This is a genomic window from Bradyrhizobium barranii subsp. barranii (assembly GCF_017565645.3).
In the GTDB taxonomy this organism is placed as follows: domain Bacteria; phylum Pseudomonadota; class Alphaproteobacteria; order Rhizobiales; family Xanthobacteraceae; genus Bradyrhizobium; species Bradyrhizobium barranii.
Window position 1 is genome coordinate 3,401,883 of record NZ_CP086136.1, and the last position, 26,348, is coordinate 3,428,230.

The 26,348-nt window shown below is 64.5% G+C and carries 22 protein-coding genes; 9 read left to right on the forward strand and 13 right to left on the reverse strand.

Features of this window, described 5'->3' with window-relative positions; genetic code table 11:
• Positions 1 to 35: 35 nt before the first annotated feature.
• Both rocD and J4G43_RS16315 read right to left on the reverse strand, forming a co-directional pair.
• Entirely contained in the window at positions 36 to 1,250 is a 1,215-nt protein-coding gene (gene rocD / locus J4G43_RS16310; protein ID WP_208085605.1) for an ornithine--oxo-acid transaminase, read from the reverse strand.
• Between the two features lie 195 nt (positions 1,251 to 1,445).
• Complete coding sequence (locus tag J4G43_RS16315; protein WP_208085606.1) at positions 1,446 to 2,678, reverse strand: cytochrome P450; 1,233 nt, start codon at positions 2,676 to 2,678, stop codon at positions 1,446 to 1,448.
• Positions 2,679 to 2,786: 108 nt separating this feature from the next.
• Here J4G43_RS16315 and J4G43_RS16320 point away from each other — a divergent pair, with 108 nt between their 5' ends.
• The 9 genes from J4G43_RS16320 to cnbZ all read left to right on the forward strand — a co-directional run bounded on the left by J4G43_RS16320 (position 2,787) and on the right by cnbZ (position 14,257).
• A complete protein-coding gene (locus J4G43_RS16320) occupies positions 2,787 to 3,329 on the forward strand; it encodes a phosphonopyruvate decarboxylase (protein ID WP_208085608.1) in 543 nt (180 codons plus the stop codon).
• Entirely contained in the window at positions 3,326 to 3,916 is a 591-nt protein-coding gene (locus tag J4G43_RS16325; protein WP_208085612.1) for a thiamine pyrophosphate-dependent enzyme, read from the forward strand. The genes J4G43_RS16320 and J4G43_RS16325 overlap by 4 nt, the downstream gene beginning before the upstream one ends.
• Positions 3,917 to 4,057: 141 nt before the next feature.
• A complete protein-coding gene (locus tag J4G43_RS16330; protein WP_085404399.1) occupies positions 4,058 to 4,759 on the forward strand; it encodes a TetR/AcrR family transcriptional regulator in 702 nt (233 codons plus the stop codon).
• A 1-nt stretch (position 4,760) separates the two neighbouring features.
• The gene (locus tag J4G43_RS16335) at positions 4,761 to 5,954 is read left to right on the forward strand and encodes an efflux RND transporter periplasmic adaptor subunit (protein ID WP_071915900.1); all 1,194 of its coding nucleotides are present in this window, start codon (positions 4,761 to 4,763) and stop codon (positions 5,952 to 5,954) included.
• A gap of 70 nt (positions 5,955 to 6,024) precedes the next feature.
• On the forward strand, positions 6,025 to 9,120 hold the full coding sequence (locus tag J4G43_RS16340) for a MexW/MexI family multidrug efflux RND transporter permease subunit (RefSeq protein ID WP_071915899.1): 3,096 nt from the start codon (positions 6,025 to 6,027) through the stop codon (positions 9,118 to 9,120).
• Positions 9,121 to 9,270: 150 nt separating this feature from the next.
• Entirely contained in the window at positions 9,271 to 11,868 is a 2,598-nt protein-coding gene (locus J4G43_RS16345) for a sensor histidine kinase (protein WP_208085613.1), read from the forward strand.
• Positions 11,865 to 12,254, forward strand: coding sequence for a response regulator (locus tag J4G43_RS16350; RefSeq protein ID WP_014496960.1), 390 nt, complete (start codon positions 11,865 to 11,867; stop codon positions 12,252 to 12,254). Before J4G43_RS16345 ends, J4G43_RS16350 begins: the two co-directional genes overlap by 4 nt.
• A complete protein-coding gene (locus tag J4G43_RS16355; RefSeq protein WP_208085614.1) occupies positions 12,251 to 13,501 on the forward strand; it encodes an adenylate/guanylate cyclase domain-containing protein in 1,251 nt (416 codons plus the stop codon). Before J4G43_RS16350 ends, J4G43_RS16355 begins: the two co-directional genes overlap by 4 nt.
• Positions 13,502 to 13,510: 9 nt before the next feature.
• Positions 13,511 to 14,257: a 2-amino-5-chloromuconate deaminase CnbZ gene (gene cnbZ / locus J4G43_RS16360; protein WP_071915896.1), complete on the forward strand. Its 747-nt coding sequence runs from the start codon at positions 13,511 to 13,513 to the stop codon at positions 14,255 to 14,257.
• Here the strand turns inward: cnbZ and J4G43_RS16365 are convergent.
• The 11 genes from J4G43_RS16365 to J4G43_RS16415 all read right to left on the reverse strand — a co-directional run bounded on the left by J4G43_RS16365 (position 14,254) and on the right by J4G43_RS16415 (position 26,315).
• Positions 14,254 to 15,141 carry an ABC transporter permease gene (locus J4G43_RS16365; RefSeq protein WP_039151440.1) on the reverse strand — a complete coding sequence of 296 codons (888 nt, stop codon included), beginning with the start codon at positions 15,139 to 15,141 and terminating at the stop codon, positions 14,254 to 14,256. The two genes, cnbZ and J4G43_RS16365, sit on opposite strands and share 4 nt — an antisense overlap.
• 3 nt (positions 15,142 to 15,144) lie before the next feature.
• The gene (locus J4G43_RS16370) at positions 15,145 to 16,086 is read right to left on the reverse strand and encodes an ABC transporter permease (RefSeq protein ID WP_208085615.1); all 942 of its coding nucleotides are present in this window, start codon (positions 16,084 to 16,086) and stop codon (positions 15,145 to 15,147) included.
• Positions 16,087 to 16,117: 31 nt separating this feature from the next.
• Positions 16,118 to 17,629, reverse strand: coding sequence for an ABC transporter substrate-binding protein (locus tag J4G43_RS16375; protein WP_208085616.1), 1,512 nt, complete (start codon positions 17,627 to 17,629; stop codon positions 16,118 to 16,120).
• Positions 17,630 to 17,652: 23 nt separating this feature from the next.
• Positions 17,653 to 18,753: an ABC transporter ATP-binding protein gene (locus J4G43_RS16380; RefSeq protein ID WP_208085617.1), complete on the reverse strand. Its 1,101-nt coding sequence runs from the start codon at positions 18,751 to 18,753 to the stop codon at positions 17,653 to 17,655.
• Positions 18,753 to 19,742 (reverse strand): ABC transporter ATP-binding protein, encoded by a 990-nt coding sequence (locus J4G43_RS16385; RefSeq protein ID WP_208085618.1) that lies wholly within the window; start codon positions 19,740 to 19,742, stop codon positions 18,753 to 18,755. Before J4G43_RS16385 ends, J4G43_RS16380 begins: the two co-directional genes overlap by 1 nt.
• A complete protein-coding gene (locus J4G43_RS16390) occupies positions 19,739 to 20,449 on the reverse strand; it encodes a DUF1028 domain-containing protein (RefSeq protein WP_208085619.1) in 711 nt (236 codons plus the stop codon). The genes J4G43_RS16385 and J4G43_RS16390 overlap by 4 nt, the downstream gene beginning before the upstream one ends.
• Before the next feature lie 9 nt (positions 20,450 to 20,458).
• Positions 20,459 to 22,264, reverse strand: a complete 1,806-nt coding sequence (locus J4G43_RS16395; RefSeq protein WP_208085620.1) for a gamma-glutamyltransferase family protein — start codon at positions 22,262 to 22,264, stop codon at positions 20,459 to 20,461.
• Positions 22,265 to 22,351: 87 nt separating this feature from the next.
• Positions 22,352 to 23,341 carry an ABC transporter ATP-binding protein gene (locus tag J4G43_RS16400; RefSeq protein ID WP_208085621.1) on the reverse strand — a complete coding sequence of 330 codons (990 nt, stop codon included), beginning with the start codon at positions 23,339 to 23,341 and terminating at the stop codon, positions 22,352 to 22,354.
• Positions 23,338 to 24,324 (reverse strand): ABC transporter ATP-binding protein, encoded by a 987-nt coding sequence (locus tag J4G43_RS16405; RefSeq protein WP_063984748.1) that lies wholly within the window; start codon positions 24,322 to 24,324, stop codon positions 23,338 to 23,340. The genes J4G43_RS16400 and J4G43_RS16405 overlap by 4 nt, the downstream gene beginning before the upstream one ends.
• A gap of 28 nt (positions 24,325 to 24,352) precedes the next feature.
• A complete protein-coding gene (locus J4G43_RS16410) occupies positions 24,353 to 25,324 on the reverse strand; it encodes an ABC transporter permease (RefSeq protein ID WP_208085622.1) in 972 nt (323 codons plus the stop codon).
• 10 nt (positions 25,325 to 25,334) lie between these two features.
• A complete protein-coding gene (locus J4G43_RS16415; RefSeq protein WP_208085623.1) occupies positions 25,335 to 26,315 on the reverse strand; it encodes an ABC transporter permease in 981 nt (326 codons plus the stop codon).
• Positions 26,316 to 26,348 lie beyond the last annotated feature (33 nt).

Here is a 26,348-nt window from a genome sequence, read left to right on the forward strand (position 1 = left end):
CCAGCGGCCTTGCGGTCTTCCGACGCAGGCAGAGTTCAGGCGAAATCCTGCGTCAGGGTGGCAGCGAACTGCTCCAGCGCCCAGTCGACCTCATCGCTGGTGATCACCAGCGGCGGGGCGATGCGGATCGTGTGCCCATGGGTGTCCTTGGCGAGGATACCCTTGCCCTGGAGCGCCTCGCAGTAGCGGCGCGCGGGGCCGGCCTCTGGATGCAGCTCGACCGCCAGCATCAGGCCGCGCCCGCGTACGTCGCGGATCGTGTTGGCGCGAATGTCCTTCAAGCCTTCCAGAAGGCGCGCGCCCAGCCTGGCCGCGTTCTCGATCATGCCTTCCTCGACCAGCACGCGCATCGCCGCGCGCGCCACCGCGCAGGCAAGCGGGTTGCCGCCGAAGGTTGAGCCATGCTGTCCGGGCCTCAATGTCCCGAGCACCTCGTTGTTCGAGAGCACGGCCGACACCGGATAGAAGCCACCGGACAAGGCTTTGCCGAGCAGGGTCACGTCCGCCTCGATTCCCTCGTGTTGTTCGGCGAGCAGCTTGCCGGTGCGGCCGAGCCCGGTCTGGATCTCGTCGAGCACCAGCATGACGTTGTTGGCCGTGCAGAGCTCCCGCACCCTGGCGAAATAGCCGACTGGTGGAATGATGACACCGGCTTCGCCCTGGATCGGCTCGACCAGAAAGGCGACGGTGTTTTGCGTGATCGCTGCTTCGAGCGCTGCGGCGTCGCCGAACGGGATGATCTTGAAGCCCGGCGCGAACGGTCCAAAGTGTGTGCGGGTCTCAGGGTCTGTTGAAAAGCCGATGACGCCCAGCGTGCGTCCGTGGAAATTATCGGCGCAGACGATGATCTCGGCCTGGCCGTCCGGCACGCCCTTCACCTCGTAGCCCCATTTGCGCACCGACTTGATCGCGCTTTCGACCGCCTCGGCGCCGCTGTTCATCGGCAGCACCTTGTGGGAGCCAGTCAGCGCCGCGATCTCTTCGTAGAACGGGGCGAGCTGGTCGTTGTGGAAGGCGCGTGAGGTCAGCGTCAGACGGTGTGCCTGTTCCACCATCGCCGCTAGGATCTTGGGGTGGCAATGGCCCTGGCTGACCGCGGAATAGGCCGAGAGGCAATCGAGATAACGGTTGCCGTCGGTATCCCAGACCCAGACACCTTCGCCGCGCGACAGGACGACCCCGATCGGTTCGTAATTACGGGCGCCAAAGCGCGCTTCTGTTGCGAGGAAATCAATGACGGACGAGCTCATCTTTCGTCACTCCATTGCTGCGTGCCGGCGTCAACCGACTGCACCGCGCTCAAATTGATCCTGGCATCGGCGAGGTGCGCGACGCCGCTGATTTGCCTCCCCTCGTCAAATGGTTATGCGGATCCACAGAGGCAATCTTCCGCCAACCTCCGCTACTGTGCATGGGGTTGTTTTCGACATTTTTGTTTTAGGCCCTCAGCCGATCGCGCAGGGCACGCTCAGGAAGCCGCGGAACCGCACCCGTCCGCCCCGCACCGGATGGCCGCTCACGGCATAGTTCGGGAAGCGCGCCAGGAAACGCGAGATCGCGATCGCGCCTTCGAGCCGCGCCAGCGCCATGCCGGCGCATTGATGCGCGCCGGTGGCGAAGGCGAGATGCCGGTTCGGCGCGCGCGCGATGTCGAAGCGTTCGGGCTCCAGAAACTGGGCGGGATCGCGGTTGGCCGCCCCGATGCACAGCGTCACCGACGTGCCGGCGTCGAGCATGACGCCGCCGAGCTCGATCTTCTCTGTCGTCATGCGGTTGCCGAGCTGGTTCGAGCTCTCGTAGCGCAGCATCTCCTCGACGGCAGTCTTGATCATGTCGGAGTTTTCGATCAGCCGCTGCTTCTGGTCCGGATTCCGGTGCAACGCGACGAGGCCGTTGCCGATCAGATTGGTGGTGGTCTCGTGCCCGGCGTTGAGCAGGAAGATGCAGTTGTGCAGCAGCTCCTTCTCGGTCAGCCGCTCGCCGTTCTCCTCGCCGCTGCCTTCTCCCTGGATCAGGCGCGTCAGCACGTCACGCTCGGGATTGCCCGGCTTTTGGCGCCTGCGCGCGACCAGGGTTTCGAGATAGGCGAGGAAGTCCTTCACCGCCTTGTTGCCGCGCGCAGCCACTTCGGGCGACACCACCGGCTCGAGTGCACCGAGGATCGCAAGCGACCAGTCGCGCAGCGGCTCGCGTTCGTCGTGGGGAACGTCGAGCAGATTGCCGATCACTTCGATGGGGATCGACGCGGCGAAGTCGTCGATCAGCTCGCAAGCCCCCTTGGCGGCGATGGCATCGAGCAGGCCGTCGACCAGCTTGACGATATCAGGCTCCATCCCTGCGATCGCTCGCGGCGACAGCGCGCCCATGATCAGGCGGCGCACGCGGGTGTGGGCGGGCGGGTCGTTGAAGACGAGGCTCGTGGTGTGGTGCTCGTAGAGCGGGGTGTCGCCGTATTTCGGCGCGAACTCCCGCTTCTTGTCCGAACTGAACGACTTTGTGTTCTTGTAGGCGGTGACGAGATCGTCATAGCGGGTCAGGAACACAGTGCCGTTGGGGAGGCGCTTGACCGGCTCGTTTTCCCGCAGTGCACGATAAGTCGGGTAGGGATCGTCGTAGAATTCGGGTGTCAGCTTCTCCAGATCGAAATTGGCCGCCAGTTCTTTCGCACTTGCGTTCATCGCCGCCATACTCGCCGGTTGAGACCGATATGCTGTTTTCGCTCTTTCGAGCGGCTCGGCTCACCGTCTACAGTCGTGTCGTGATTTGCAAGCCGACCGGACAGGAAAATGCACGCCCGCGCTGACGCTGCCGACACGGCCCCGAATTGGCCCGACGATATCTTCGCGACATTGCAACGCTTCGACGTGCGGCAGGTGCCTTACCTGCCCGACGCCGGCCATTCGAAGCTGATCCAGCGCGTGCTGGCCTCATCCACGATGCGCGGCATTCCGCTGACGACGGAGGAGGAGGGCGTCGCGCTCCTGGCCGGGGCCTGGACCGGCGGACAGCGTGGCGTGCTTCTGATGCAGTCGAGCGGCGTCGGCAATTGCATCAACATGCTGTCGATGATCCCGATCCTGCGCTTTCCGTTCCTCACGCTCGTGACCATGCGCGGCGAGTGGGGCGAGTTCAATCCATGGCAGGTGCCGATGGGATCGACCACGCAGGGCGTGTTCGAACTCTCGGGCGTCCAGGTGCTGCGCGCGTCCAATGCGGCCGAGGTGCCGGCCGTGCTGGAGGCGGCCGCAGCGCAGGCCTACAACGCGCTCACGCCCACCGCCGTCCTGCTGTCGCAGCGCCTGATCGGCGCCAAGGTTTTCACCAAATGAGCAAGGCCAATCTCCTCGACCGCCGCCAGGTGGTGTCTACCCTGCTTGCGAACCGCAAGGACGTGGTTGCGATCGGCGGCCTCGGGGCCTCCACCAACGACATGTGTGCCGCCGGCGACCACGCGCGCAACTTCTACCTCTGGGGCGGCATGGGCGGCGCGGCGATGATCGGGCTTGGTCTGGCGCTGGCGCAACCAAAACTGCCGGTGCTGGTCATCACCGGCGACGGCGAGATGCTGATGGGGATGGGGAGCCTTGCCACCATCGGCCTGCAGAAGCCGTCCAACCTCTCGATCGTGGTGCTCGACAACGAGGCCTATGGCGAGACCGGCGGCCAGACCAGCCACACCTCCGCGGCCGCCGACCTCGTCGGCGTCGCCAGGGCCTGCGGCATCGGGGACGCCCGCGCGATCTCGACCATGGCCGAGGTCGAGGCCTTCGCCAAAGTAGTCCACGACATCTCGGCGGGGCCGCGATTTGCCAATGTGAAGATCGACAGCGCCAGCCTGGAACAGATTCTCCCAGTCCGGGACGGCACTTACATCGTCAACCGGATCCGTGGCGATCTCGGCTTCCAGCCGATCTAGCCCCACTTGGCTCCGTCCTGAGCAACGTCCCGGGCCCTCCGGGCGCGGAAGTGTGGCCATTTTCCAACAAGTTTGTACCCACGTAGGTTGCGCCGCAGCATTCTGCTTGACTTTTGCGTGGGTGAGTGCTTACTCACTAACATGAGCTCACTGCGAATGACGAGCGACCTGAGGCGTCAATTGATCCTCGGTGCCGCAAAACGCTGCTTTGCCCGACACGGCTATACCGGCACCACGACCAAGAGCGTGGCGGCCGCCGCAGCCATTTCCGAGGCGCTGCTGTTCAAGCATTTTCCGTCCAAGGCGGCGCTCTACGCCGAGATCCTCAGCGACGAGTGCGAAGCCGATCCGGCACTGACGGACCTGCTCGAGCGGGAGCCTTCGACGGCCACGCTGGTCGAGTTGATCCGCGGCATGGTCCAGCATTTTCTCCACATCGCCGACGGGCCTGATCAGGAAGAGGCGCAGCGCCTGCGACTGATGGCCACCAGCCATCTGGATGACGGCGAATTCGCCCGTCTGCTATATGCCAAGATCGAGAAGCTGATCGGGGCGGTCTTCCTCGCCTCGCTCGAGCGTGCGGTTGCCAGCGGTGACGCGCGGCCGTTCAGCGGCGATCCGCTCAACCTGTTCTGGTTCGCGCATCATTCGGTGATGATGGCTGCGCTGACCAGGCTGCCGGCCACGCCCTGCCTCGTCTACGGCAAGGCGAACGATCTGGAGCGGCAGCTCTGTGAGTTTCTCCTGAGGGGTATCGGACTTAACGACGCCGCAATTGCTTCGCATTTGGGCCGCGATCAGGCCGCGGATGCGGGCAAGACGGCGATTGCAGAAAGCGCATGACATGAACATCGTAACCGAACACAAGATTTCGGGCGAACCGATCGACACCAAGGCTCCCAAGCGTCCGGTCAGGCCGGTGCTGTGGTTCATCATCGTCGGCACGCTCCTGGGCGTGCTCGTTGGCGGCCTCGTCTGGTTCAATTACTTCCGCGGCCAGATGATCAAGCAGTTCTTCGCCAACAACAAGCCGCCGCCGACCGCAGTCAGCGCGGCCGAGGCGAAGTCCGAGGTGGTGCCGAACTTGCTCACCGCAGTCGGTGGCCTTGCCGCCGTGCACCAGGTCGACGTCAGCGCCGACGTCAACGGCCGCGTCACCGAGATCAAGTTCGAGCCGGGTACGCATGTCGATGCCGGCACGCCACTGGTGCAGTTCTTCGACATGCCGGAGCAGGGCGACCTCGCCAACTACAAGGCGCAGGCAACCGTCGCACAGCTCTCGCTCGACCGCGCCAAGCAGCTGGCATCGCGCCAGTTCGGCCCGCAGGCGACCGTCGATAACGCGCAGGCCGCCTACGATCAGGCGCTGGCCGGCATCGCCAAGACCGAGGCGGTGATCTCGCAGAAGCTGGTGCGTGCGCCGTTCTCCGGCGATCTCGGCGTCCGCAAGGTCGAAGTCGGCCAGTACCTGACGGCCGGCACGGCGATCGTCTCGCTGACCGATCTGTCGGAGCTGTGGGCCAACTTCACGGTGACCGAAAAGGACTCGGGCAACCTCAAGGTCGGCCAGCCGGTCCGGCTCAAGGTCGACGCCTACCCCGGCCGCACCTTCGATGCCAAGATCACCACGATCGAGCCGCAGGTCGCGGCCGACACCCGCAACATCCGCGTGCAGGCGACGGTCGCCAATCCGGAGAAGATCCTGAAGCCGGGCATGTTCGTGACCACGACGGTGGTGCTGCCGGCGAAGCCGGCCGTGATCACCGTGCCGGAAACGGCGGTCGATTACACGCTGTACGGCGACTCCGTGTTCGTGATCACCGAGAAGAAGGAAGAGGACGGCAAGACCAGCCTCTCCGCAGTGCGCACGTTCGTGCAGACCGGCAGCCGGGTCGACGGTCGCGTCGAAATCATCAAGGGCGTGAAGGTGGGCGACAAGGTCGTCGCTGTCGGCCAGCTCAAGCTGCAATCGGGCGCCCCAGTTGCGATCTCGACCGATCCGGCGCCGCAGATCCCGGCGCAGCCGCCGCGCTACTGATCCAATACATCCAGGTGATCCGGCCTCGCCGGGTCACTTTTCTTGAGACAAAGAAATCGAGATCGCCGCGATGCGCTTTACCGATATTTTCATCAAGCGACCGGTCCTGTCGGTCGTCGTCAGTCTGCTGATCCTGCTGATCGGCCTGCGCGCGGCGATGGTGCTGCCGATCCGGCAATATCCGAAGCTGTCGAACACGGTCATCAACATCACGACCGTCTATCCCGGCGCGTCCGCAGACCTGATCCAGGGCTTCATCACGACGCCGATCGAGCAGGCGGTCGCCTCGGCCGAAGGCGTCGACTACATGACCTCGTCCTCGGTGCTCGGCACCTCGACGATCCAGGTCTACATCAAGCTGAACTTCGATCCGAACCAGGCGCTCACCGAGGTGCTCGCCAAGACCAACTCGGTCAAGTACCTGATTCCAAAGGAATCCAACGACCCGATCGTCACCAAGACCACCGGCCAGACCACGGCCGTGATGTATCTCGGCTTCTCCTCCGAGGAGCTGTCGGGCTCGGCGATATCAGACTATCTGACGCGTGTGGTGCAGCCGGTGCTGTCGACGGTCGACGGCGTGGCCTCGGCCGACATTCTGGGCGGCCAGACCTTTGCGATGCGGCTGTGGCTCGATCCCATGAAAATGGCCGGCCGCAACGTGTCGCCGGCCGATGTCGCCGCCGCGATCGCCGCCAACAACTTCCAGTCCGCAGCGGGGCAGACCAAGGGCTATCTGATCGTTTCCAACATCTCGACGAACACCAGCCTGACTGACGTCAACCAGTTCAGGAAGATGATCGTCAAGGCGAAGGACGGCGGCTTTGTGCGGATGGAGGACATCGCCACAGTCGAACTCGCCGCCCAAAGCACGGATGCCAGCGTCGCCTTCAATGGCGAGCATGCGATCTTCATTGGCGTGAACGCGACGCCGCAGGGCAACCCGCTGACGCTGGTCAAGGGCGTGCGCGCGCTGTTCCCCGAACTCGAGCGCAATCTTCCGCCGTCGATGAAGATGAAGGTCGCCTACGACTCGACCAAGTTCATCCAGTCTTCGATCGACGAGGTGGAGAAGACGCTGGGTGAAGCCGTGATCATCGTGATCGTGGTCATCTTCCTGTTCCTGGCCTCGCTCCGTTCGGTCATCATTCCCGTCGTCACCATTCCGCTGTCGATGATCGGCGTCTGCACCTTGATGCTGGCGTTGGGTTTCAGCTTCAACCTTCTGACCCTGCTCGCGATGGTGCTCGCGATCGGCCTCGTGGTCGACGACGCCATTGTCGTGGTGGAGAACATCCATCGCCATCTGGAGGAGGGGAAGACGCCGGTTCAGTCGGCGCTGGAAGGCGCGCGTGAAATCGTTGGGCCGGTCATCTCCATGACCATCACGCTCGCGGCGGTGTACGCGCCGATCGGCTTCCTCGGCGGCCTGACCGGTTCGCTGTTCCGCGAATTCGCCTTCACGCTCGCGGGCTCGGTGATCGTGTCAGGTGTGATCGCGCTGACGCTGTCGCCGATGATGTGCTCTATTCTGCTCAAGAATACCGAAGAGGGCCGCTTCGCCAAGCTGGTCAACAAGGTGTTCGGCGCTTTGACGCGCTGGTATGGGCGCAGGCTCGACCGCTCGCTCGATTACAAGGCGATCACCGGTCTGTTCGCGGTGACGATCCTCGGGCTGGTCGGCTTCCTCTACATGCACACCTCGAAGGAGCTGGCGCCTGAGGAGGACCAGGGCATCGTGTTCGCGGTGACCAAGGCGCCGAAATACGCCAACATCGATTATGTCGATTTCTACGGCGAGAAGCTCGACGAGAAATTCCAGAAGTTCCCCGAAACCGATCTGCGCTTCGTGCTGAACGGCATCAACGGCCCGCAGGGCGGCATCGCCGGCATGCTGCTGAAGTCGTGGGACGAGCGCAAGCGCTCGTCGATCCAGTTGAAGCCGCTGGTGCAGGCCGAGCTTTCCAAGATCGAGGGCGTGCAGGCTTTCGCGTTCAACCTGCCGCCGTTGCCGGGTGGCCCCGGCGGTCTGCCGGTTCAGATGGTGATCAATTCCACCGCGGGCTTCCAGACGGTCTATGAGCAGATGGAGAAGCTGAAGGACGCCGCGCGCAAGAGCGGCATGTTCATCGTCTCCGACAGCGACCTCGCCTACAACCAGCCGAACGTGGAGGTCACGATCGACCGCACCAAGGCGCAGGATCTCGGCGTTAACATGCAGAACCTCGGCTCTACGCTCGCGGTGCTGCTCGGTGGCAACTACATTAACCGCTTCAATCTGGAGGGCCGGTCCTACCAGGTGATCCCACAGGTGCCGCGCAGCAGCCGGCTCTCGCCGGAATCGCTCGGCGGCTATTATGTGACGACCAACACGGGCCAGCAGCTCCCGCTGTCGACCGTGGTCTCGGTCAGGACCAAGACTGATCCGAATTCGCTGACGCATTACAATCAGCTCAATTCGGCGACGTTCTCGGCTGTGCCGATGCCCGGCGTGACGGTCGGATCGGCGGTCGACTTCCTCGAAGGCGAGGCCAAGAAGCTGCCGGCCGGCTTCAGCCACGATTATCTCGCGGACTCCAGGCAATACGTGCAGGAGGGCAACCAGCTTGCGATCACCTTCGGTTTTGCGTTGATCATCATCTTCCTGGTGCTGGCGGCGCAGTTCGAGAGCCTGCGTGACCCGTTCGTGATCATGATCTCGGTGCCGATGGCGATCGTGGGTGCGCTGATCCCGCTGTTCTTTGGCATGGCGACCATGAACATCTACACCCAGGTCGGTCTGCTGACCCTGGTCGGGCTGATCACCAAGCACGGCATCCTGATGGTGGAGTTCGCCAACGAGCTCCAGGTCAACGAGCGGCTCGACCGCCGCTCGGCCATCGAGATGTCGGCCCGCATTCGTCTGCGGCCGATCCTGATGACCACGGCTGCGATGGTGACCGGCCTGATCCCGCTCCTGACTGCGTCCGGCGCGGGCGCGGCCAGCCGCTTCTCGATCGGCCTCGTGGTGGTCGCCGGCATGTCGATCGGTACGCTGTTCACGCTGTTCGTGCTGCCCGCAGTCTACGTCGTGCTGGCAACCGACCACCGCGCGGCGGCCGATTCCGAGCGGAACAAGGAGGTCAACGATCTCGACCTCAATTCCAAGGCGCTGAGACCGACCTGAGCTGCAGGTCAGCGAACCAGAAGGGCGGCAGCGGCATCCGTTGCCGCCCTTTTCATTTGCCCCGCAGCCTGCGGACGCCGTCAGGCTTAGGGGGAGCCCTTTCCGCGTTGGCGAGAGACAAGTTCCGGCCTTCTTGCTAGATTCGCCGGGATGAGCATCTCCCTCCACCCCGACACCCCGCAAGCCAGGACGGCGCCGAGCGCGGCCGCGGCTGGCGTCGTGCCCGGCGAGGCGGCGGGGCGCGGGATCAGGACCCGGCTTTTCACCAAATATGTCGCGCTGTTCGTGGCCGTCGTCGCCATTGCGCTGCTGGCCAACGGGCTGTTCGAGGTCTTCTTCTATTATCGCGAGCACAAGGCCGCGCTGATCCGGGTCCAGCATGAGCAGGCCGAGGCAGCGGCGGCCAAGATCGGCCAGTTCGTCAAGGAGATCGAGAGCCAGCTCGGCTGGACCACGCAGCTGCCCTGGTCGGCGGGCTCGATCGAGCAGCGCCGGTTCGACGCGCAACGGCTGCTGCGCCAGGTGCCCGCGGTCACAGAGCTCGCCCAGGTGGATGCGACCGGCAGGGAGCGCTTGCGAGTCTCGCGGCTGGCCATGGACGCGATCGACAGCGGGATCGACCTGTCGGCCGACCCGAAGTTCACCGAGGCGGTCGCGCACAAGGTCTATTACGGCCCGGTCTATTTCCGCAGGGAGTCCGAGCCCTACATGACGCTCGCGCTGGCCGGCGCGCGCAAGGATGCCGGCGTCAGCATCGCGGAGGTCAATCTCAAGCTGATCTGGGACGTCGTGTCCCAGATCAAGGTCGGCGAGCACGGACACGCCTATGTGGTCGGCCCGGAGGGGCGCCTGATCGCGCATCCCGATATCAGCCTGGTCTTGCGCAACACCGACATGTCGGGCCTCGCGCAGGTGCGCGCCGCGCAGGCTGGAGGCGGCACCCTGTCCGACGCGCTCCCCGAAGCGCGCAATATCCAGGGGCAGAAGGTGCTGACCACATCGGCCCCGATCGAGCCGCTGCATTGGACCATGCTCGTCGAGCTGCCGGTCGAGGAGGCCTATGCGGCGCTCTATGCTTCGCTGCAGCGGCTGGCGATCGTGCTGCTCGCCGCGTCGATCTTCGCGGTGCTGGCCGGGATTTTCCTCGCGCGCCGCATGGTCGGCCCGATCCAGGCACTGCGCAGCGGCGCCGAGCGGATCGGCGGCGGCGATTTCTCCCAGCGCATCTCGATCAAGACCGGCGACGAACTCGAGGGGCTCGCCGACCAGTTCAACGACATGGGCGCGCGCTTACAGGAATCCTATGCGGATCTGGAAAATAGAGTCGAGCTGCGAACGGCTGAATTGTCCGAAACGCTCGAGCAACAGACGGCGACTTCTGAGGTGCTGGAGGTCATCAGTTCCTCTCCGGGCGAACTCGCTCCCGTGTTCTACAAAATGCTCGAAAATGCGACGCGGGTCTGTGGCGCAAGTTTCGGCGTCATGAATCTCTGGGACGGTGAAAGCTTCACGATTGCGGCGGATTACAATGTGCCGGCTGCGTTCGCTGCTTCGCGAAAAGATGTGGAAATCCGACCTCGTCCGAACAGCGCGCTCGCCGAGGTCGTCAGGACCCGTGAGGTCGTCCACGTTCACGATGTGCGAAACACACCTGCCTATCTTGCTGGTGGGCCTGCCGTTCGCGCGATCTCAGACGTCGCCGGCGCCCGTACGATCGTCATCGTGCCGATGCTGAAGGAGAACGAGCTGATTGGCACGATCGCGGTCTATCGCAAGGAGGTCCGTCCGTTCGCCGACAAGCAGATCGCACTGGTTGAGAATTTCACCAAACAGGCTGTGATTGCGATCGAGAACGCTCGACTACTCAAGCAGCTTCGTGAGCGTACCACGGAGCTGTCGCAGTCGCTCGACAATCTGCGTACCGCGCAGGATCGCCTGATCCAGACCGAGAAGCTCGCCTCCCTCGGCCAGCTCACGGCGGGGATCGCCCACGAGATCAAGAACCCGCTCAATTTCGTCAACAATTTCTCCTCGGTCTCGACCGAGCTGATCGATGAACTCAACCAGGCCCTGCAATCGGCTTCGCTCGACGGCAAGACGAAGGAGGAGGTCGAGGAGCTGACCGGCATGCTCAGGAGCAATCTGGAAAAGGTGGTGCAGCACGGCAAGCGCGCCGATTCCATCGTCAGGAACATGCTGCTGCATTCGCGCGCGGGTTCCGGCGAGCATCGTCCCAGCGATATCAATGCCATCGTCGAGGAAAGCCTCAATCTCGCCTATCACGGCGCGCGCGCGGAACGGCCCGCCTTCAACGTCACGCTCGAGCGCGAGTTCGATCCCGGGGCCGGGATGGTCTATGTCTATCCGCAGGAGATCGCGCGCGTCTTGCTCAATTTGATCTCGAACGGCTTCTATGCTGCGGCCAAGCGCAAGGAGAGCGCGACGGACGCCTTCGAGCCCACCTTGAACGCGGCCACCAAAAACCTCGGCGACAAGGTCGAGATCCGGATCCGCGACAACGGCACAGGGATTCCGCCCGAAGTGAAGGCGAAACTGTTCAATCCGTTCTTCACCACCAAGCCGGCCGGCGAGGGCACCGGGCTTGGCCTGTCCATGAGTCATGACATCGTCGTGAAACAGCACGGCGGCACGATCGACGTGAACACCGAGCCCGGTGTATTCACCGAATTCATCATCACGCTGCCGCGCCAGATGGCGGCGGACGATACTCCCGGAGGCAAGAATTGAACGTTTACATCCTGGTCGTCGATGACGAGCCCGACGTCGAGGCGCTGTTCCGGCAGCAGTTCCGGCGTGACCTGCGCGCCGGACGCTTCCAGATGGAATTCGCGCCGTCCGCGTCCGATGCGCTCAGGCTCGCCTCCGAGGTGCGCGACCCCTCGTTGATCCTGATCCTGTCCGACATCAACATGCCCGGCATGAGCGGGCTCGACATGCTGCCGAAGGTGCGCGCCGAGCATCCGGACGTTCCCGTCATCATGATCACGGCCTATGGCGACGCCGAGACGCGCCGAAAGGCGATCGAGCGTGGCGCCATCGGGCTCCTCACCAAGCCGATCGATTTTGCGCTGCTGCGGCAGGAGATCGACACGAGGCTCGAGCAAGCCGCATGACTTCGACCATCCTCTTCGTCGATGACGAGCCAGACCTCGAGGCGCTGATCCTGCAAAAGTTTCGCAGGCAGATCCGCGACGGGCTCGTCGACATCATGTTTGCACGCGACGGCGTCGAGGCGCCGGAATCTCTCGAGCAGAACCCGCATGTCGACATGGTGGTCTCCGACATCAACATGCCGCGCATGGATGGGCTGTCGCTGCTGGCGAAGCTCCAGGAGGCCGAGGACAAGAAGTCGACCATCATCGTCTCGGCCTATGGCGACATGAGCAACATCCGCACCGCCATGAACCGCGGCGCGTTCGACTTCCTCACCAAACCGATCGACTTCGCCGACCTGGAAGCCACGATCGAGAAGACCATTCGCCATATCGAGATGCTCCGCGAGGTGCGGCGCCGTCAGATGGAGGCGGAGCGGGCCCATGCCGCGCTGTCGCGCCATTTCTCGCCCGAGCTCGCCAAGCGTCTGGTGGCGGGCGGCGAGGGTGAGGGGATCGAGGTGCAGTGGCGCGATGTCGCCACCATCTTCACCGATATCACCGGGTTCACCTCCCTGGTCGAGAGCGCGCCGCCCGAGACGCTGGGCGCGCTCCTCAACGAATATGTCGGCGGGATGACCGAAACCATCTTCGCGCATGAGGGGACGGTCGCAAAAATCATCGGCGATGCGATCCAGGTGCTCTTCAATGCGCCCGGCGATCAGCCGGATTATGCGACGCGTGCGGTCGCCTGCGCCCATGACCTCGATGCCTGGGCGCAGGATTTCTGCGCGCGCCAGAGGGCCGTGGGCGTGAATTTCGGCACCACCCGCATCGGCATTCACGCCGGGCCGGCACTGGTCGGCAATTTCGGAGGCAACCGCTTCTTCGACTACACCGCCTATGGAGACACCATCAACATCGCGGCGCGACTGGAGGCCGCCAACAAGCATCTGGGAACACGCATCTGCGCCAGTGCCAGCGTCGCCAAGGCGGCCGAGCATTTTCAAGGCCGTCCCGTGGGTGATCTGATGCTGCGCGGACGCAGCGAACCGCTGCGTGCGTTCGAACCGTTGCCGCAGGAAAAATTCGAAGCGCCAAGGACGACGCAATATTTCGAGGCTTTTGCCAAGATGGAAGCCGGCGACGTCGCGGCCATGCCGGCCTTTGCCGCGCTGGTCGGGATGCATGCCGACGATTCCCTGGCCGGCTTTCACCTGAAGCGCCTGCTCAACGGCGCCAAGGGTGTCCGCATGAAACTGGAATAGGAGTTCGACATGATTGGTGATTTCTCCGCCGGCAACTATCGTTTCATTCCGTCCGTGTTCCAGTATTCGGCGGGTGCTGCCGCTGACGACGGATACGAGATCGAGCGGGTTCGGTTCGATCGCCTGGTGCCGCTGGCCGAGGGATTTGCGCTCGCGGCGAAGTATATCCAGGAAGCAGGGCGTCCGCTGACGGCGTTCTGTGCCTGCGAGTTGCGCTCACCGGCGGCCTTCAGCGAGGAAGGCTTTCGCGCATTCAACCTGCATTATGTGAAGACGCTGTCCGAATGGGGCATCTTCGACGGCACCACCAATCCGGTGGCGCGCAGCAATGTCTGTCCGGAGTTCGATCCGCCATCCGAACCGTCGTTCTATGCCTTCTCCTTCACGCGTCCGACAACCTCGAAGAGTCCTAGCTTCGTGATCGCCGGTGGCGCCGAGGCGCGCGAGGGCGGCGGGACCTATGTCGAGCGCACGGTGCGCTATCGCGACCTCAGTCCGGAGGGTCTTCGCGAGAAGGTGCGGTTCACCACGACGTCGCAGATGGAGAACCGGATGACGGCCTTCGGCTTCGGCTGGAAGGACACCACCGGCGTGCAGGCCTATTCCGTGCACGATTTCCACCACGCGCTGGTCGACGAGCTGGTCCGCCACGGCGCGCTGCGCTCCGGCCTGACCTGGCATTTTGCCCGGCCGCCGGTGGTCGACCTCGAGTACGAGATGGATTGCCGACGGGTGCTGCGCGAGACGGTGATCTAGCGCTGGCGCGGGTCGAGCGCGTCGCGCAGGCCGTCGCCGAGCAGGTTCAGCGACAGCACCACTAGGAAGATCGCAAGGCCTGGCCAGATCGCCATCCACGGTGCCTGGGTCAGGAAGCGTTGCGCCGCGTTGAGCATGCTGCCCCAGGACGGTGCGGGCGGCTGCTGGCCGAGGCCGAGGAAGGACAGCGCGGCTTCGGCGATGATGGCGGCGGCGATCGACAGTGTGGCCTGCACCAGCAGCGCGGGCAGGATGTTCGGCAGGATGTGTGAGAAGGCTATCCGCCACGGCGGATTGCCGAGCGCACGCGCAGCCTCGACATAGTCTTCGGCCTTGACGCTCAGCACCTGCCCGCGTGTCAGACGGATGAAGATTGGCGTGGCCGAGATACCGATCGCGATCATGGCATTGCCGAGGCTGGGACCGAGGAAGGCGGCGAGCGCAATCGCCAGGATCAGGAAAGGGCAGGCCAACATTGCATCGGTGATCCGGCTGATCAGCGCATCAACAAATCCGCCGCGATAGCCGGCGAGGAGGCCAAGAGGGACGCCGATCCCGAGCGCAATCGCGACCGAGATCAGACCCGCCATCAGGGAGGCCCGCGCGCCGTAGATGACGCGGCTGAGGATGTCGCGGCCGAGATCGTCGGTGCCGAACCAGTGGGCGGCGGTGGGCGGCTTGCGCACCAGGCTCCAACTCGTCGCAATCGGATCATAGGGCACGACCAGCGGCGCAAGGGCCGCAAGCAGAATGAAAGCCGTGATCACGACAAGTCCGAAGACCGCAGCCTTGCGCTTGAACAGGCGCCGCCGCGCACGGCGGGCTGGGCTGTCCAGCTCGTAGGCCTGGGTGGCGGGACTGGCTGGCAGTGCGGCGTCGGTCATCGTCTAACCTCGCAGCCGCGGATTGACGAGGACATAGGCGATGTCGGCAACGAGATTCAGCGTGATGTAGACCGTGGCCGTCACCAGCACAACGCCCTGCACCACCGCATAGTCACGGTTGAAGACGGCATCCACGATCAGCTTGCCGAAGCCGGGAATGGAGAAGATCTGCTCGGTCAGCACCGCGCCCGACAACAGCGTGCCGAGCTCGAGCGCACCGAGGGTGATGATCGGCGTCAGCGCGTTGCGCATAGCATGCTTGAGGATCACCGAGCGCTCGGAGAGACCTTTCGCGCGCGCGGTGCGGACATAGTCGCTCTCCAGAACCTGGAGCATTGCGCTGCGCGTGTGCCGCATCAGGACCGCCGAAATCGCGTTGCCGAGCACGAAGGCCGGCATGATGGTGGCAGCCAGACTCGCGCGCCAGTCCTCGGTGAGCGGCACATAGCCTGAGGCCGGCAGCCAGCCCAGGTGAATCGAGAACAGGAAGATCATGAGAATTCCGAGCCAGAAATTCGGCGTCGAGATGCCCCACAGCGCGAACAAATTGGCGCCATAGTCCCAAACCGTGCCCTTCTTCACCGCGGAGATGATGCCGGCGGGAATGCCGATGAGGAATGCGATCAGGATCGCCATCGAGCCGAGCTGGAGCGTCACCGGCAGTTTCTGTGCGATCAGCTCGCGCACCGGCATCTTGTTGCGCAGCGACTCGCCGAAATTGCCTGATAGAACGCCCTTGAGCCAATAGACGTACTGCACGGGGATCGGCTGATCGAGCTTGTACTGCTGGCGGATCTGTTCGATCACGGCGGGATCGCGCTCCTCGCCGGCCATCACCAGCGCGGGATCGCCCGGCAGCAATTGCTGGAGCGAGAAGATCAGCACCGACACGAAGAACAGTGTCGGCACGATCTGCGCGATTCGGTGGGCGACGAAATTCAGCATGGTCCCACGCGCGTCCCAAGCGCTGCCGTGATCACTTGAACTTCAATCCGACCACGCGCACGAGGCCATCGGGCATCTGCTTGTAGCCTTGAAGCTTGGTCGTGTGCGCGATCAGGAGCGTGCGGTGGTAGATGTAGATGATCGGCAGGTCGTCGAGCAGGATCTTGGTCAGCTTTTCGTAGATCGCCTTGCGCTCCTCGACGTTGGACGTCATGCGTCCGTCTTCCATCAGCTTGTCGGCCTCGGGGTTCGCGTACACGCCGTCGTTTTGCGGCGCCTTGCTGCGCATGAAGATGTAGGAATTGCCGTCGGGATCGATGCGGCCGCTCCAGTTGATCTGGAAGATCTGGAACTCGCCGGCCTGGGCCTGCTTGAAGGTCGTCGCGAATTCGACCGCGCGGATCTTGATGTCAAAACCCGCTTCGGCGGCCATGGACTGGACGACCTGGGCGACGGCTTCGTTCTCCGCGCCCTTGGGGATCATGTAGTCGACCGTCACCGGCGCGGTGAGGCCGGCTTCTTTCAGCAGCGCCTTGGCCTTCGCGATGTCGCGACCGCGAACCGAGAACGCTTTCTGGTAATAGGGATGCTTCGGGCTGACCCACTGATTTCCGGGCGTGAACTCGCCGTTGAAGACGACCTGGTTGAGGGCCTCGCGGTCGATCGAGAGATCGAGCGCCTGGCGGACCTTCGCCGACTGGCTCAGCGGCCCCTTGGTCTTGTCGTTTCCGATATTGACGGTCAGGCCGAGATAGCCGAGCTCCGGCGCGGTCGACAGCACGAGGCGGGAATCGGCGCGCACGTCCTTGATATCAGTGGCGAGCACGCGCTCGATCAGATCGAGCCCGCCAGACTTCAGGTTCGCGAGCCGCACAGTGGCGTCGACAATCGGCAGGAACACGACGCGGTCGATATGGATGTTGTCCTTGTTCCAATAGTCGGCAAACCTCTCGAACACCATGCGGTCCTGCTGGACGCGCTCGACGAATTTGTAGGGGCCGGCGCAGACCGGATGCAGGCCGAACTTGTCGCCCGCCTCCTTCGCTGCCTTCGGCGAGACCATCATGCCGGAGCGGTCGGTGAGCTGGGCGATCAAGGGCGAGTAGGGCGTCTTGAGCACCAGCTTGATGGTCAGGGGATCGACCACCTCGATATGGTCGACGCTGGCAAGCTCGGACTTCCGGAACGAGGTCGGCAGCGTCATGTGACGCTCGATCGAGAACTTTGCGGCTTCGGCGTCCAGCGGCTCGCCGTCATGGAATTTGACGTTAGGCCGGAGCTTGATCGTCATCTCCTTGCCGTCGGCCGAAGTCTCGTAGGACAGCGCGAGCTGCGGCACGATGTTGAGCTTCTCGTCGATGTCGAACAGCTTGTCGCAGAAGGCGGAGAAGACGATGCGGCCGACATAGGTGCGGCCGATGCTGGGATCGAGGATGTCGGGGTCTTCGGCGATGCCGATGCGAAGCGTGGTCTGAGCCTGGGCTGCGCCCGCGAGCGACGTCAGCACTGCCGACGCCAGGATTGTCAAACGCATGAAACTCATCGCTCTCAACCTCTGTTTTGCGGCTATGCCGGGTCCGTTCCCAATGAACTAACCCCGCTGCCGCGGACTGCTTCCGGGCCGCCGCTGAAGGCGGCGACCAATTTTTCAAGGACCGGCGAGAAGCCGCCGTCGGACGGGACGATCGCCGCGGAGGACGGCAGTTCCGACGTTCGGTGACAGGCCGTTGCATGTCCGATGCCATCCGGTACGAGCTGCGGCATTTCACTGCGGCAGCGGTCGACCACGTAGGGGCAGCGGGTGTGGAAGCGGCATCCCGGTGGCGGGCTGAGTGCGCTGGGGATCTCTCCCTGCAGCACAATCCGGCTGCGCTTTGCCCGCGGTTTAGGCATGGGGATCGCGGACAGCAGCGCACGGCTGTAGGGATGGCGGGGTGCCGCGAACAGGGCGTCCGCCTCGGCTGTCTCGACGATCTGGCCGAGATTCATCACGGCGACATGGTCGGCGATGTGCTTGACCACAGCCAGATCGTGCGAGACGAAGATGTAGGCCAGCCCAAGCCGGTCCTGCAGCTCGCGCAGGAGGTTGAGGATCTGCGAGCGGATCGAGACGTCCAGCGCCGAGACCGGCTCATCGCAGATGATCAGTTTTGGTTCGACCGCGAGCGCGCGGGCAATGGCGATGCGCTGGCGCTGGCCGCCGGAGAATTCGTGCGGATAACGCCGCTCGAGCCGCGGCTCGAGGCCGACCAGCCGCAGGATTTCCGCGACGCGCTCGCGCCGTTGCGCCGGCGGTACCAGATCGTGCAGCGCCAGCGGCTCGGTGAGAATCTGGCCGACCGTCATGCGCGGATTGAGCGAGGCGTAGGGGTCCTGGAAGATGATCTGCGCCTCGCGGCGGAAGGCGCGGAGCGCCCCGGCGTCCAGCGAGAGCAGGTCACGGCCGGCGAAACGCACCGTGCCTGCATCCGGCTCGATCAGCCGCAGCACCAGGCGACTCACGGTGGATTTGCCGCAACCGGATTCGCCGACCAGGGCCAGCGTCTTGCCGGCGTCGAGAGAGAAGCTGACGCCATCGACCGCTTTGACATGCCCCAGTGCCCGGCCGAACAGCGAGCGCCCGGCGACAAAATGCTTGACCAGGCCTTCGACCTCGAGAAGCGCCATCACGACACCAGACGTTCGAGCGGTGCGCGGATGCAGCGCGAGAGGTGGCCGGGGCTGACCTCGACCAGCGGTGGCGGCACCTCCGTGCAGGCGTCCAGCACGAAGGGGCAGCGCGCGGCGAAACGGCAGCCGGCGGGTGGCTGCGCCATGTTCGGCACCATGCCTTCGATCGTGGCCAGCTGCTCGGCGCGGTGGTCGAGCCGCGGGATCGAGCCCAGCAGGCCGACGGTGTAGGGATGCTGCGGCATCGCGAACAGCTCGTCGACCGGCGCGCGCTCGACGATCTCGCCGGCATACATCACCGCGACCTCGTCGCAGACTTCGGCGACAACACCGAGATCGTGGGTGATCAGGATGATGGCGGCGCCGCTCGCCGCCTTCAGTTCGCGCATCAGCTCCAAGATCTGCGCCTGCAGGGTGACGTCGAGCGCGGTAGTCGGCTCGTCTGCGATCAGCAGTCGCGGGTCGCAGGCCAGCGCCATCGCGATCATCACGCGCTGGCGCATGCCGCCGGAGAGCTTGTGCGGATATTCGTCGATCCGCCGCTCCGGCGAGGGGATGTGGACGCGGCGCAAGAGCTCGATGGCCCGCTCGCGCGCGCTGCGCCGGGAGCCGCCGCGGTGGCGCAGAATGGTCTCGATGATCTGGTCGCCGATGGTGAAGCTCGGATTGAGCGACGTCATAGGCTCCTGAAAAATCATCGCCAGCCGGTTGCCGCGGAGGTCGCGCAGCGTCTGGTCAGGAGTCTTCAGCAAGTCGAAGCCGTCGAAGCGGATTGCGCCCGAGATCTCCGCGCTTTGCTTCGGCAGCAATCCCATGATCGCCAGCGACGTCACGCTCTTGCCGCAACCGGATTCGCCGACGAGGCCGAGCGTCGCGCCATTGGCGACGCTGAGATCGACGCTGTCGACGGCGTGGGTCACGCGGCCGTCGTCGCCGTGGAATCGGATGCGCAGATCCTTGATCTCGATGAGAGGGCTTGCGCTCATGATTGCCTTGCTCGGCTTGCAGCGATGCTGGCGTCGATGACGCTGCGATCAGTGTTGCCTGCCGGATTCTGCCGCGTCGGCATGGAGGAGCGGAAATGCACCCAGAGTTCCTGACTGACGCGCTCCAGTCGTTCGAGCTCGCCCAACGGATCGAGATGATCGTCGGCGCGAATGTCCAGCGCCGGCCATTCCTCCTCGCCGTGGATCAGGAGCGCAGCCGATTGCTTGCCGCGCTTGTCGCCGCCGGCGGCCTCGCCCGCGCGCATGGCGGCAAGCAGGCGGCGCGGGAAGGGCAGGCTGTCATTGGCGATATAGGTCTTCGCGGTCTCGTCGAGCACGTCGGCGCCTGCCAACATGTTGCCGGCAATGGAGAAGCCGCTGCCGGCGATGTGTCCACACCAGTCGACGCAGTCGCGCCCGGTATGCGCGGCGATCGCGCCGCTGGCGTCCATGATGTGGATCTGGCGGCTCTCGCGGCCGTCGTCGGTCGCGAGCTGGGTGGCGAGAACGTCATGCGCGTTCAGGCCCTCGCGCAGCAGCTTGACGCCGTCGATGCCGTAATAGGGATTGACGAAGGCCTGGGTCGCGATGGCGCCGAGACCGGCCGCGACGTAGGGCACGCGCGCGCCGACGGCGAAGAAGCGGGTAGCTACAGCGATGCCGAACTGGCCGGTGGCAGGGTCTCGCGCGATGATCGACCAGGTCATGTGCTGCCTTCAGCGCCCTGCGGCGTAGCCCTGCATGCCACGCGGGTTGGCGGCGGCGCGGCGGCGCACCCCGACGCGCGAGGCCGCGGTGAGGCGACCTTCCGACCAGTCGGGGCCGACCTCGACAATGTGTCCGCGCTCGCGAAGGTTCTCGATCGTCGCCTTCGGCACGCGGTTCTCGACCACGAGCACGCCGGGGCGCGCGGTGCGCGGCCAGAACGAGATCGGGAAATGCTCGGAGTGCCAGGCCGGCGCGTCGATCGATTCCTGGAGATTGAGGTTGCAATGGACGTGCCGTAGGAAGAACTGCGTGATCCACTGATCCTGCTGGTCGCCGCCGGGCGAGCCCCAGGCGAGGTACGGCTCGCCGTCGCGTAGCGCCATGGTCGGCGACAGCGTCGTGCGCGGCCGCTTGCCCGGCGCAAGCGCTGCGGGATGGTCTTCCTCCAGCCAGAACATCTGCGCGCGGCTGCCGAGGCAGAAGCCGAGCTCCGGAATGATCGGCGAGGATTGCAGCCAGCCGCCCGATGGCGTCGAGGACACCATGTTGCCGGCCTTGTCGATGATGTCGAAATGCACGGTGTCGCCGCGCACCTCGCCGAAGCGCCCGACTGTCGGCTCGCCCGCGCCAAGCGCGCCGACCGCCTCACGCTGCCCCTCGGCGCGGCGCAGCTTGACCACGCCGCCAAAACCTTCGACCGAACCGGGGAGGAAGTCGAGCGAGGCCTTCTCTGAGATCAGTTTGCGGCGTTCGTCGTTATAGGCATCCGACAGCAGCGTCGCGATCGGGATCTCGCTGAATTTGGGATCGCCGTAGAACTTTTCGCGGTCTGCGAAGGCGAGTTTTGCGCACTCGATCTGGAGGTGAATGAATTCCGGCCCGGTCGGATCGAGCCCGTCGAGCGCAAAGCCCTTGAGCAGCGCGAGCTGCTGGAGCGTCACCGGACCCTGGCTCCAGACGCCGGCCTTGCAGACGGTGTAGCGGCCATAGTCGTAGGTGAGCGGTGCCTCGATCGTCGGCTGCCAACGCGCCATGTCGTCGGCCGAGAGCACGCCGCGATGCGGCGAGCCGCTGACATCCATCACTTCCTGGGTGCGGCAGAACTTGTCGATGGCTTCCGCAACGAAACCTTGCGACCAGGCCTTTCGCGCGCGCTCGATCTCGGCGTCGCGGTCACCGCCGCCGCTCTCGGCTTCGCTGAGAATGCGGGCGTAGGTCGCAGCCAGCGTCTTGTTGGTGAAGAGGGTGCCGGGCCTCGGCACTTCGCCATTGGGCAGATAGACCGCGGCCGAGGTCGGCCAATGCTTGCGGAACAGTTGCTCGACGGTCTGGATCGTGGCGCAGGCGCGCTCGACCAGCGGATAGCCGTCGCGCGCGTAGGAGATGGCTGGCTCCAGCACGTCGCGCACGCGCATCGTGCCGTAGTCGCGCAGCAGCATCATCCAGGATTCGAACGTGCCGGGGACGCAGGCCGCGAGCAGGCCGGTGCCCGGCACCATGTCGAGGCCTTCGCTCTTGTAATGCGCGATGGTGGCGCGCGCCGGCGCCGGGCCCTGGCCGCAGATCACCTCGGTGCGTGCGCGTTTGACGTCATGCGCGATGATGGGCACGTCTCCGCCGGGGCCGTTCAAATGCGGTTCGACGACCTGGAGCGTGAACGCCGTGGCGACGCCGGCGTCGAAGGCATTGCCGCCCTTTTCCAGGATGGCCATGCCGACCGCGGTCGCGATCCAGTGTGTGGTGGCGACGACCCCGAACGTGCCCTCGATCTCGGGGCGCGTCGTGAAGGGATCGGGATTGACGTTGCTGGCCATGGGATTTCGCTACCTTATTTGTCGCGCGCGCAATTGATCGCAGGCGATGCCGTGCCGCCAATGCGTGGACCGCATGGCACGCGCGCGTCACGCCGGGACCGGCGCGGTGTTCACCGCATGGCAGGCGACGCCGTCGATCAGTTCCGGGGCTTCCTTGCGGCAGAGATCGAATGCCAGCGGGCAGCGCGGATTGAAGGCGCAGCCGGGCGGCGGATTGATCTGACTCGGGATCTCGCCCTTCACTGGAATACGCTGGCGGCCCGACATTGCGAGATCGGGCACGGCGCCCAGCAGCATCTTGGTGTAGGGCATGCGCGGTCGGGCGAACAACTCGCGTCCCTCCGCGATCTCGACGATGCGGCCGAGATACATCACGCCGACGCGGCTCGCCATGTGGCGGACCACGGCGAGGTTGTGGCTGATGAACATGTAGGTCAGGCCGAACTTGTCCTGGAGGTCGCGCATCAGGTTCAGGATCTGCGCCTGCACGGAGACGTCGAGCGCCGAGGTCGGCTCGTCGCAGACGATGAACTCAGCGTCGGAGGCGAGCGCGCGGGCGATCGCGATGCGCTGGCGCTGGCCGCCGGAGAACTCGTGTGGAAATTTCAACCGGTCGTCGGGATGCAGCCCGACAAGGCTGAGCAATTCGCCGACGCGCGCCTGGATATCGCGCTCGCCCTGGATCAGGTCGAAAGCGCGGATCGGCTCGGAGATGATGGCATCGACCCGGAAGCGTGGGTTCAGGCTCGCATAGGGGTCTTGAAAGATCATCTGGATGCGGCGGCGCAGTTTTCGCCGCGCCTGCGCCTGCCGTGGATCGGTCATCGAGATGCCGTCGATCAGCACGTTGCCGGAACTCGGCGGCAGCAGGCCGACCACCATTCGCGCCACCGTGGTCTTGCCCGAGCCGGACTCGCCGACCAGAGCAAAGGTCTCGCCCTTCCTGATGTCGAAGCTAACGTGATCGACAGCCTTGAGATATTCGAGATGCCCGCCTTCGAGCACGCGGTTGAGCCAGGGTTTTGAGACGTCGAAGACGCGGCGCAGATTTGTGGCCTGGACGAAAGGCGTGCTCATGCCGCGCTCTCCGCAGGCACGGTGTCGTAGAGATGGCAGGCAACGGATTGTGTGCCGCGCGATAGTGGCTCCGGCCGTTCAACCCGGCAGCGATCGAAGGCGAAGGCGCAGCGCGGATTGAACGAGCAGCCACGCGGGATCGCCGATAGGCGCGGCATGGAGCCGGGGATCTGCACCAGGCGCTTGTCGTCCCCGGCAAGCGTCGGAATCGCGCCCATCAGGCCCTTGGCGTAAGGGTGCAGCGGATTCCTGACGACGTCCTGTACCGGGCCGATCTCGGCGACGCGGCCGGCATACATCACCGCGACGCGGTCGGAGGTCTCCGCGATCACGCCCATGTCGTGGGTCACCAGCATCACGGCGGTGCCGTGATCGCGCCCGAGCCGCTTGATCAGGGAGATGATCTGCGCCTGCACGGAGACATCGAGCGCGGTGGTCGGCTCGTCCGCGATGATCAACTCGGGCTCGGCGCAGATCGCCAGCGCAATCACAACGCGCTGGCGCATGCCGCCGGAGAATTCGTGGGGATAGCCGTCGATGCGCTTTTCCGGCGCGGGAATGCCGACCTCGGCGAGCAGGTCGATGGCGCGGCGGCGGGCGGCCGCCTCGGACAGGTTCAGGTGGGTTTTGATCGTCTCGATGATCTGGTCGCCGACGCGGTACAGCGGATTGAGCGAGGTGAGGGGATCCTGGAAGATCATGCCGATCCGTTTTCCCCGGATGCGGCGTATCTGCTCGGCGGGCAAATTGTCGATGCGCTGGCCGGCGAGACGAATCTCACCGCCGGCGATGCGGCCGGGCGGATCGATCAGGCCGATCACCGCCAGGCCGGTGACGGACTTGCCGGCGCCGGATTCGCCGACCACGCCGAGCACCTCGCCCTTGGCGATGTCGAACGAGACGCCGTCGATCGCGCGCAGCGTGCCGCGGCGAGAGGCGAACTCGACCTGAAGATTGCGCACGGAGAGAACGGGTTCGGTCATGGGCGAGGCGTTTTCATCGAAGCTTTGCTCATCGAAGTTTCGGGTTGAGCGCGTCGCGCAGCCAGTCGCCGAGCAGGTTGATCGACAGGATCAGCGCGGCGAGCGCAAGCCCGGGGAAGGCGACGATCCACCATTCGCCCGCGAACAGATAGTTGTTGCCGATGCGGATCAGCGTCCCGAGCGACGGCATGGTGTCGGGCAGGCCGACACCGAGGAAGGACAGGGTCGCCTCGGTGATGATGGCAAGCGCGAGGTTGATGGTGGCGATGACCAGGATCGGTCCCATCGTGTTGGGCAGTACGTGCCGCAGCATGATCTTTGGCGCGGGCAGGCCGATCAGTTGCGCTGCGGCCACGTAATCCTTGTTCTTCTCGACCATCACGGAACCGCGCACCGTCCGGGCATATCCGACCCAGAAACTCAGCCCGATCGAGATCACCAGCACCACCAGCATGCTGTTGGCATCCAGCCGGTTGCCGAGGATCGATTTCGCGATGCCGTTGACCAGCAGCGCGATCAGAATGGCGGGGAAGGTCAGCTGCACGTCGGCGATCCGCATGATCACGCCGTCGACCGCGCCCCCGAAATAGCCGGCGGTCAGGCCGAGTGCGATTCCGAGCGCGCCGGCGAAGACCACGCCGGCGACGCCGACGGCGAGCGAGATGCGCAAGCCATAGAGGATGGCGGAGAACACGTCGCGGCCCTGCTCGTCGGTGCCGAGCAGGAACGGGGTCTGGCCGTCGGCGGTCCAGAGCGGTGAGATCCGCGAGTTCATCAATTGCAGCTGCGCCGGATCGAACGGGTTCTGCACCGCGAGTGCCGATGCAAAGATCGCGAGCAGGAAGAACAGCACGGTAATGGCCGCCGCCACCATGGTCAGCTTGGAGCGGCGGAACGAATAGAAGATGTCGCTGTCGAGCGCGCGGCTGAACCAGCTGCGGGCGGCATGCGTCGGCAGCGTGCTCGGCTTGTCGGAATTTGAGGCGACTACGTCGGACATGGAGGCTGCCTCATGCGGCGCGGCCGATGGTCGAGCGCAGGCGCGGATCGACCACGGTGTAGAGGATGTCGACCACCAGATTGATGGTGACGAAAATCAGAGAGACCATCAGCAGGTAGGCGGCCATAATCGGGATATCGACGTTTTGCACGGCCTGCACGAACAGAAGTCCCATGCCGGGCCATTGGAATACGGTTTCGGTGATGATCGAAAATGCAATAACCGAGCCAAACTGCAGTCCGGCCACCGTGATGACGGGAATGAGCGTGTTCTTCAGCGCGTGGCCGAAATGGATGGCACGGGTGGTCAGCCCGCGGGCCCGAGCGAAGCGAATATAGTCGGTCCGAAGCACTTCCAGCATTTCCGCGCGCACCAGCCGCATGATCAGGGTCATCTGGAACAGGCCGAGCGTGATCGAGGGCATGATCAGCGCCTTCAGGCCCGACAGCGTGAGCAGCCCCGTCGTCCACCAGCCGAGCTTGACCACCTCGCCGCGACCGAACGAGGGCAACCAGCCCAATGTCACCGCGAACAGATAAATCAGGAGAATGCCGATCAGGAAAGTCGGCAACGAGATGCCGATCAGCGAAACCGCCTGGAATAATTTGGCGAGCACGGTGTCGCGTTTGAGCGCCGAATAGACGCCCATCAGGATGCCGAACACCATTGCGAATACGGTCGCGCAGATCGCAAGTTCCAGCGTCGCCGGCATGCGCTCCATCAACAGCGCCGAGACCGGCTGGCGGAACTGATAGGAGACGCCGAATTTGAACTGCGCGGCGTTGCCGAAATAACGGACGAACTGCACCGGCACGGGATCATCGAGGCCGAGCGATTTGCGCACAGCTTCGCGTTCGGCCGCCGACGTATCGATCGAGACGATCTGGTTGACCGGGTCGCCGGCGAAGCGGAACATCGAGAACGCGATGATGCCGACGGCGAACATGACGCCGATGGCCTGAAGGGCGCGGCGAAGAGTGAAAGCGAGCATGCCTTCCACTATCCTTGGGTGTGCGTTTGGCTG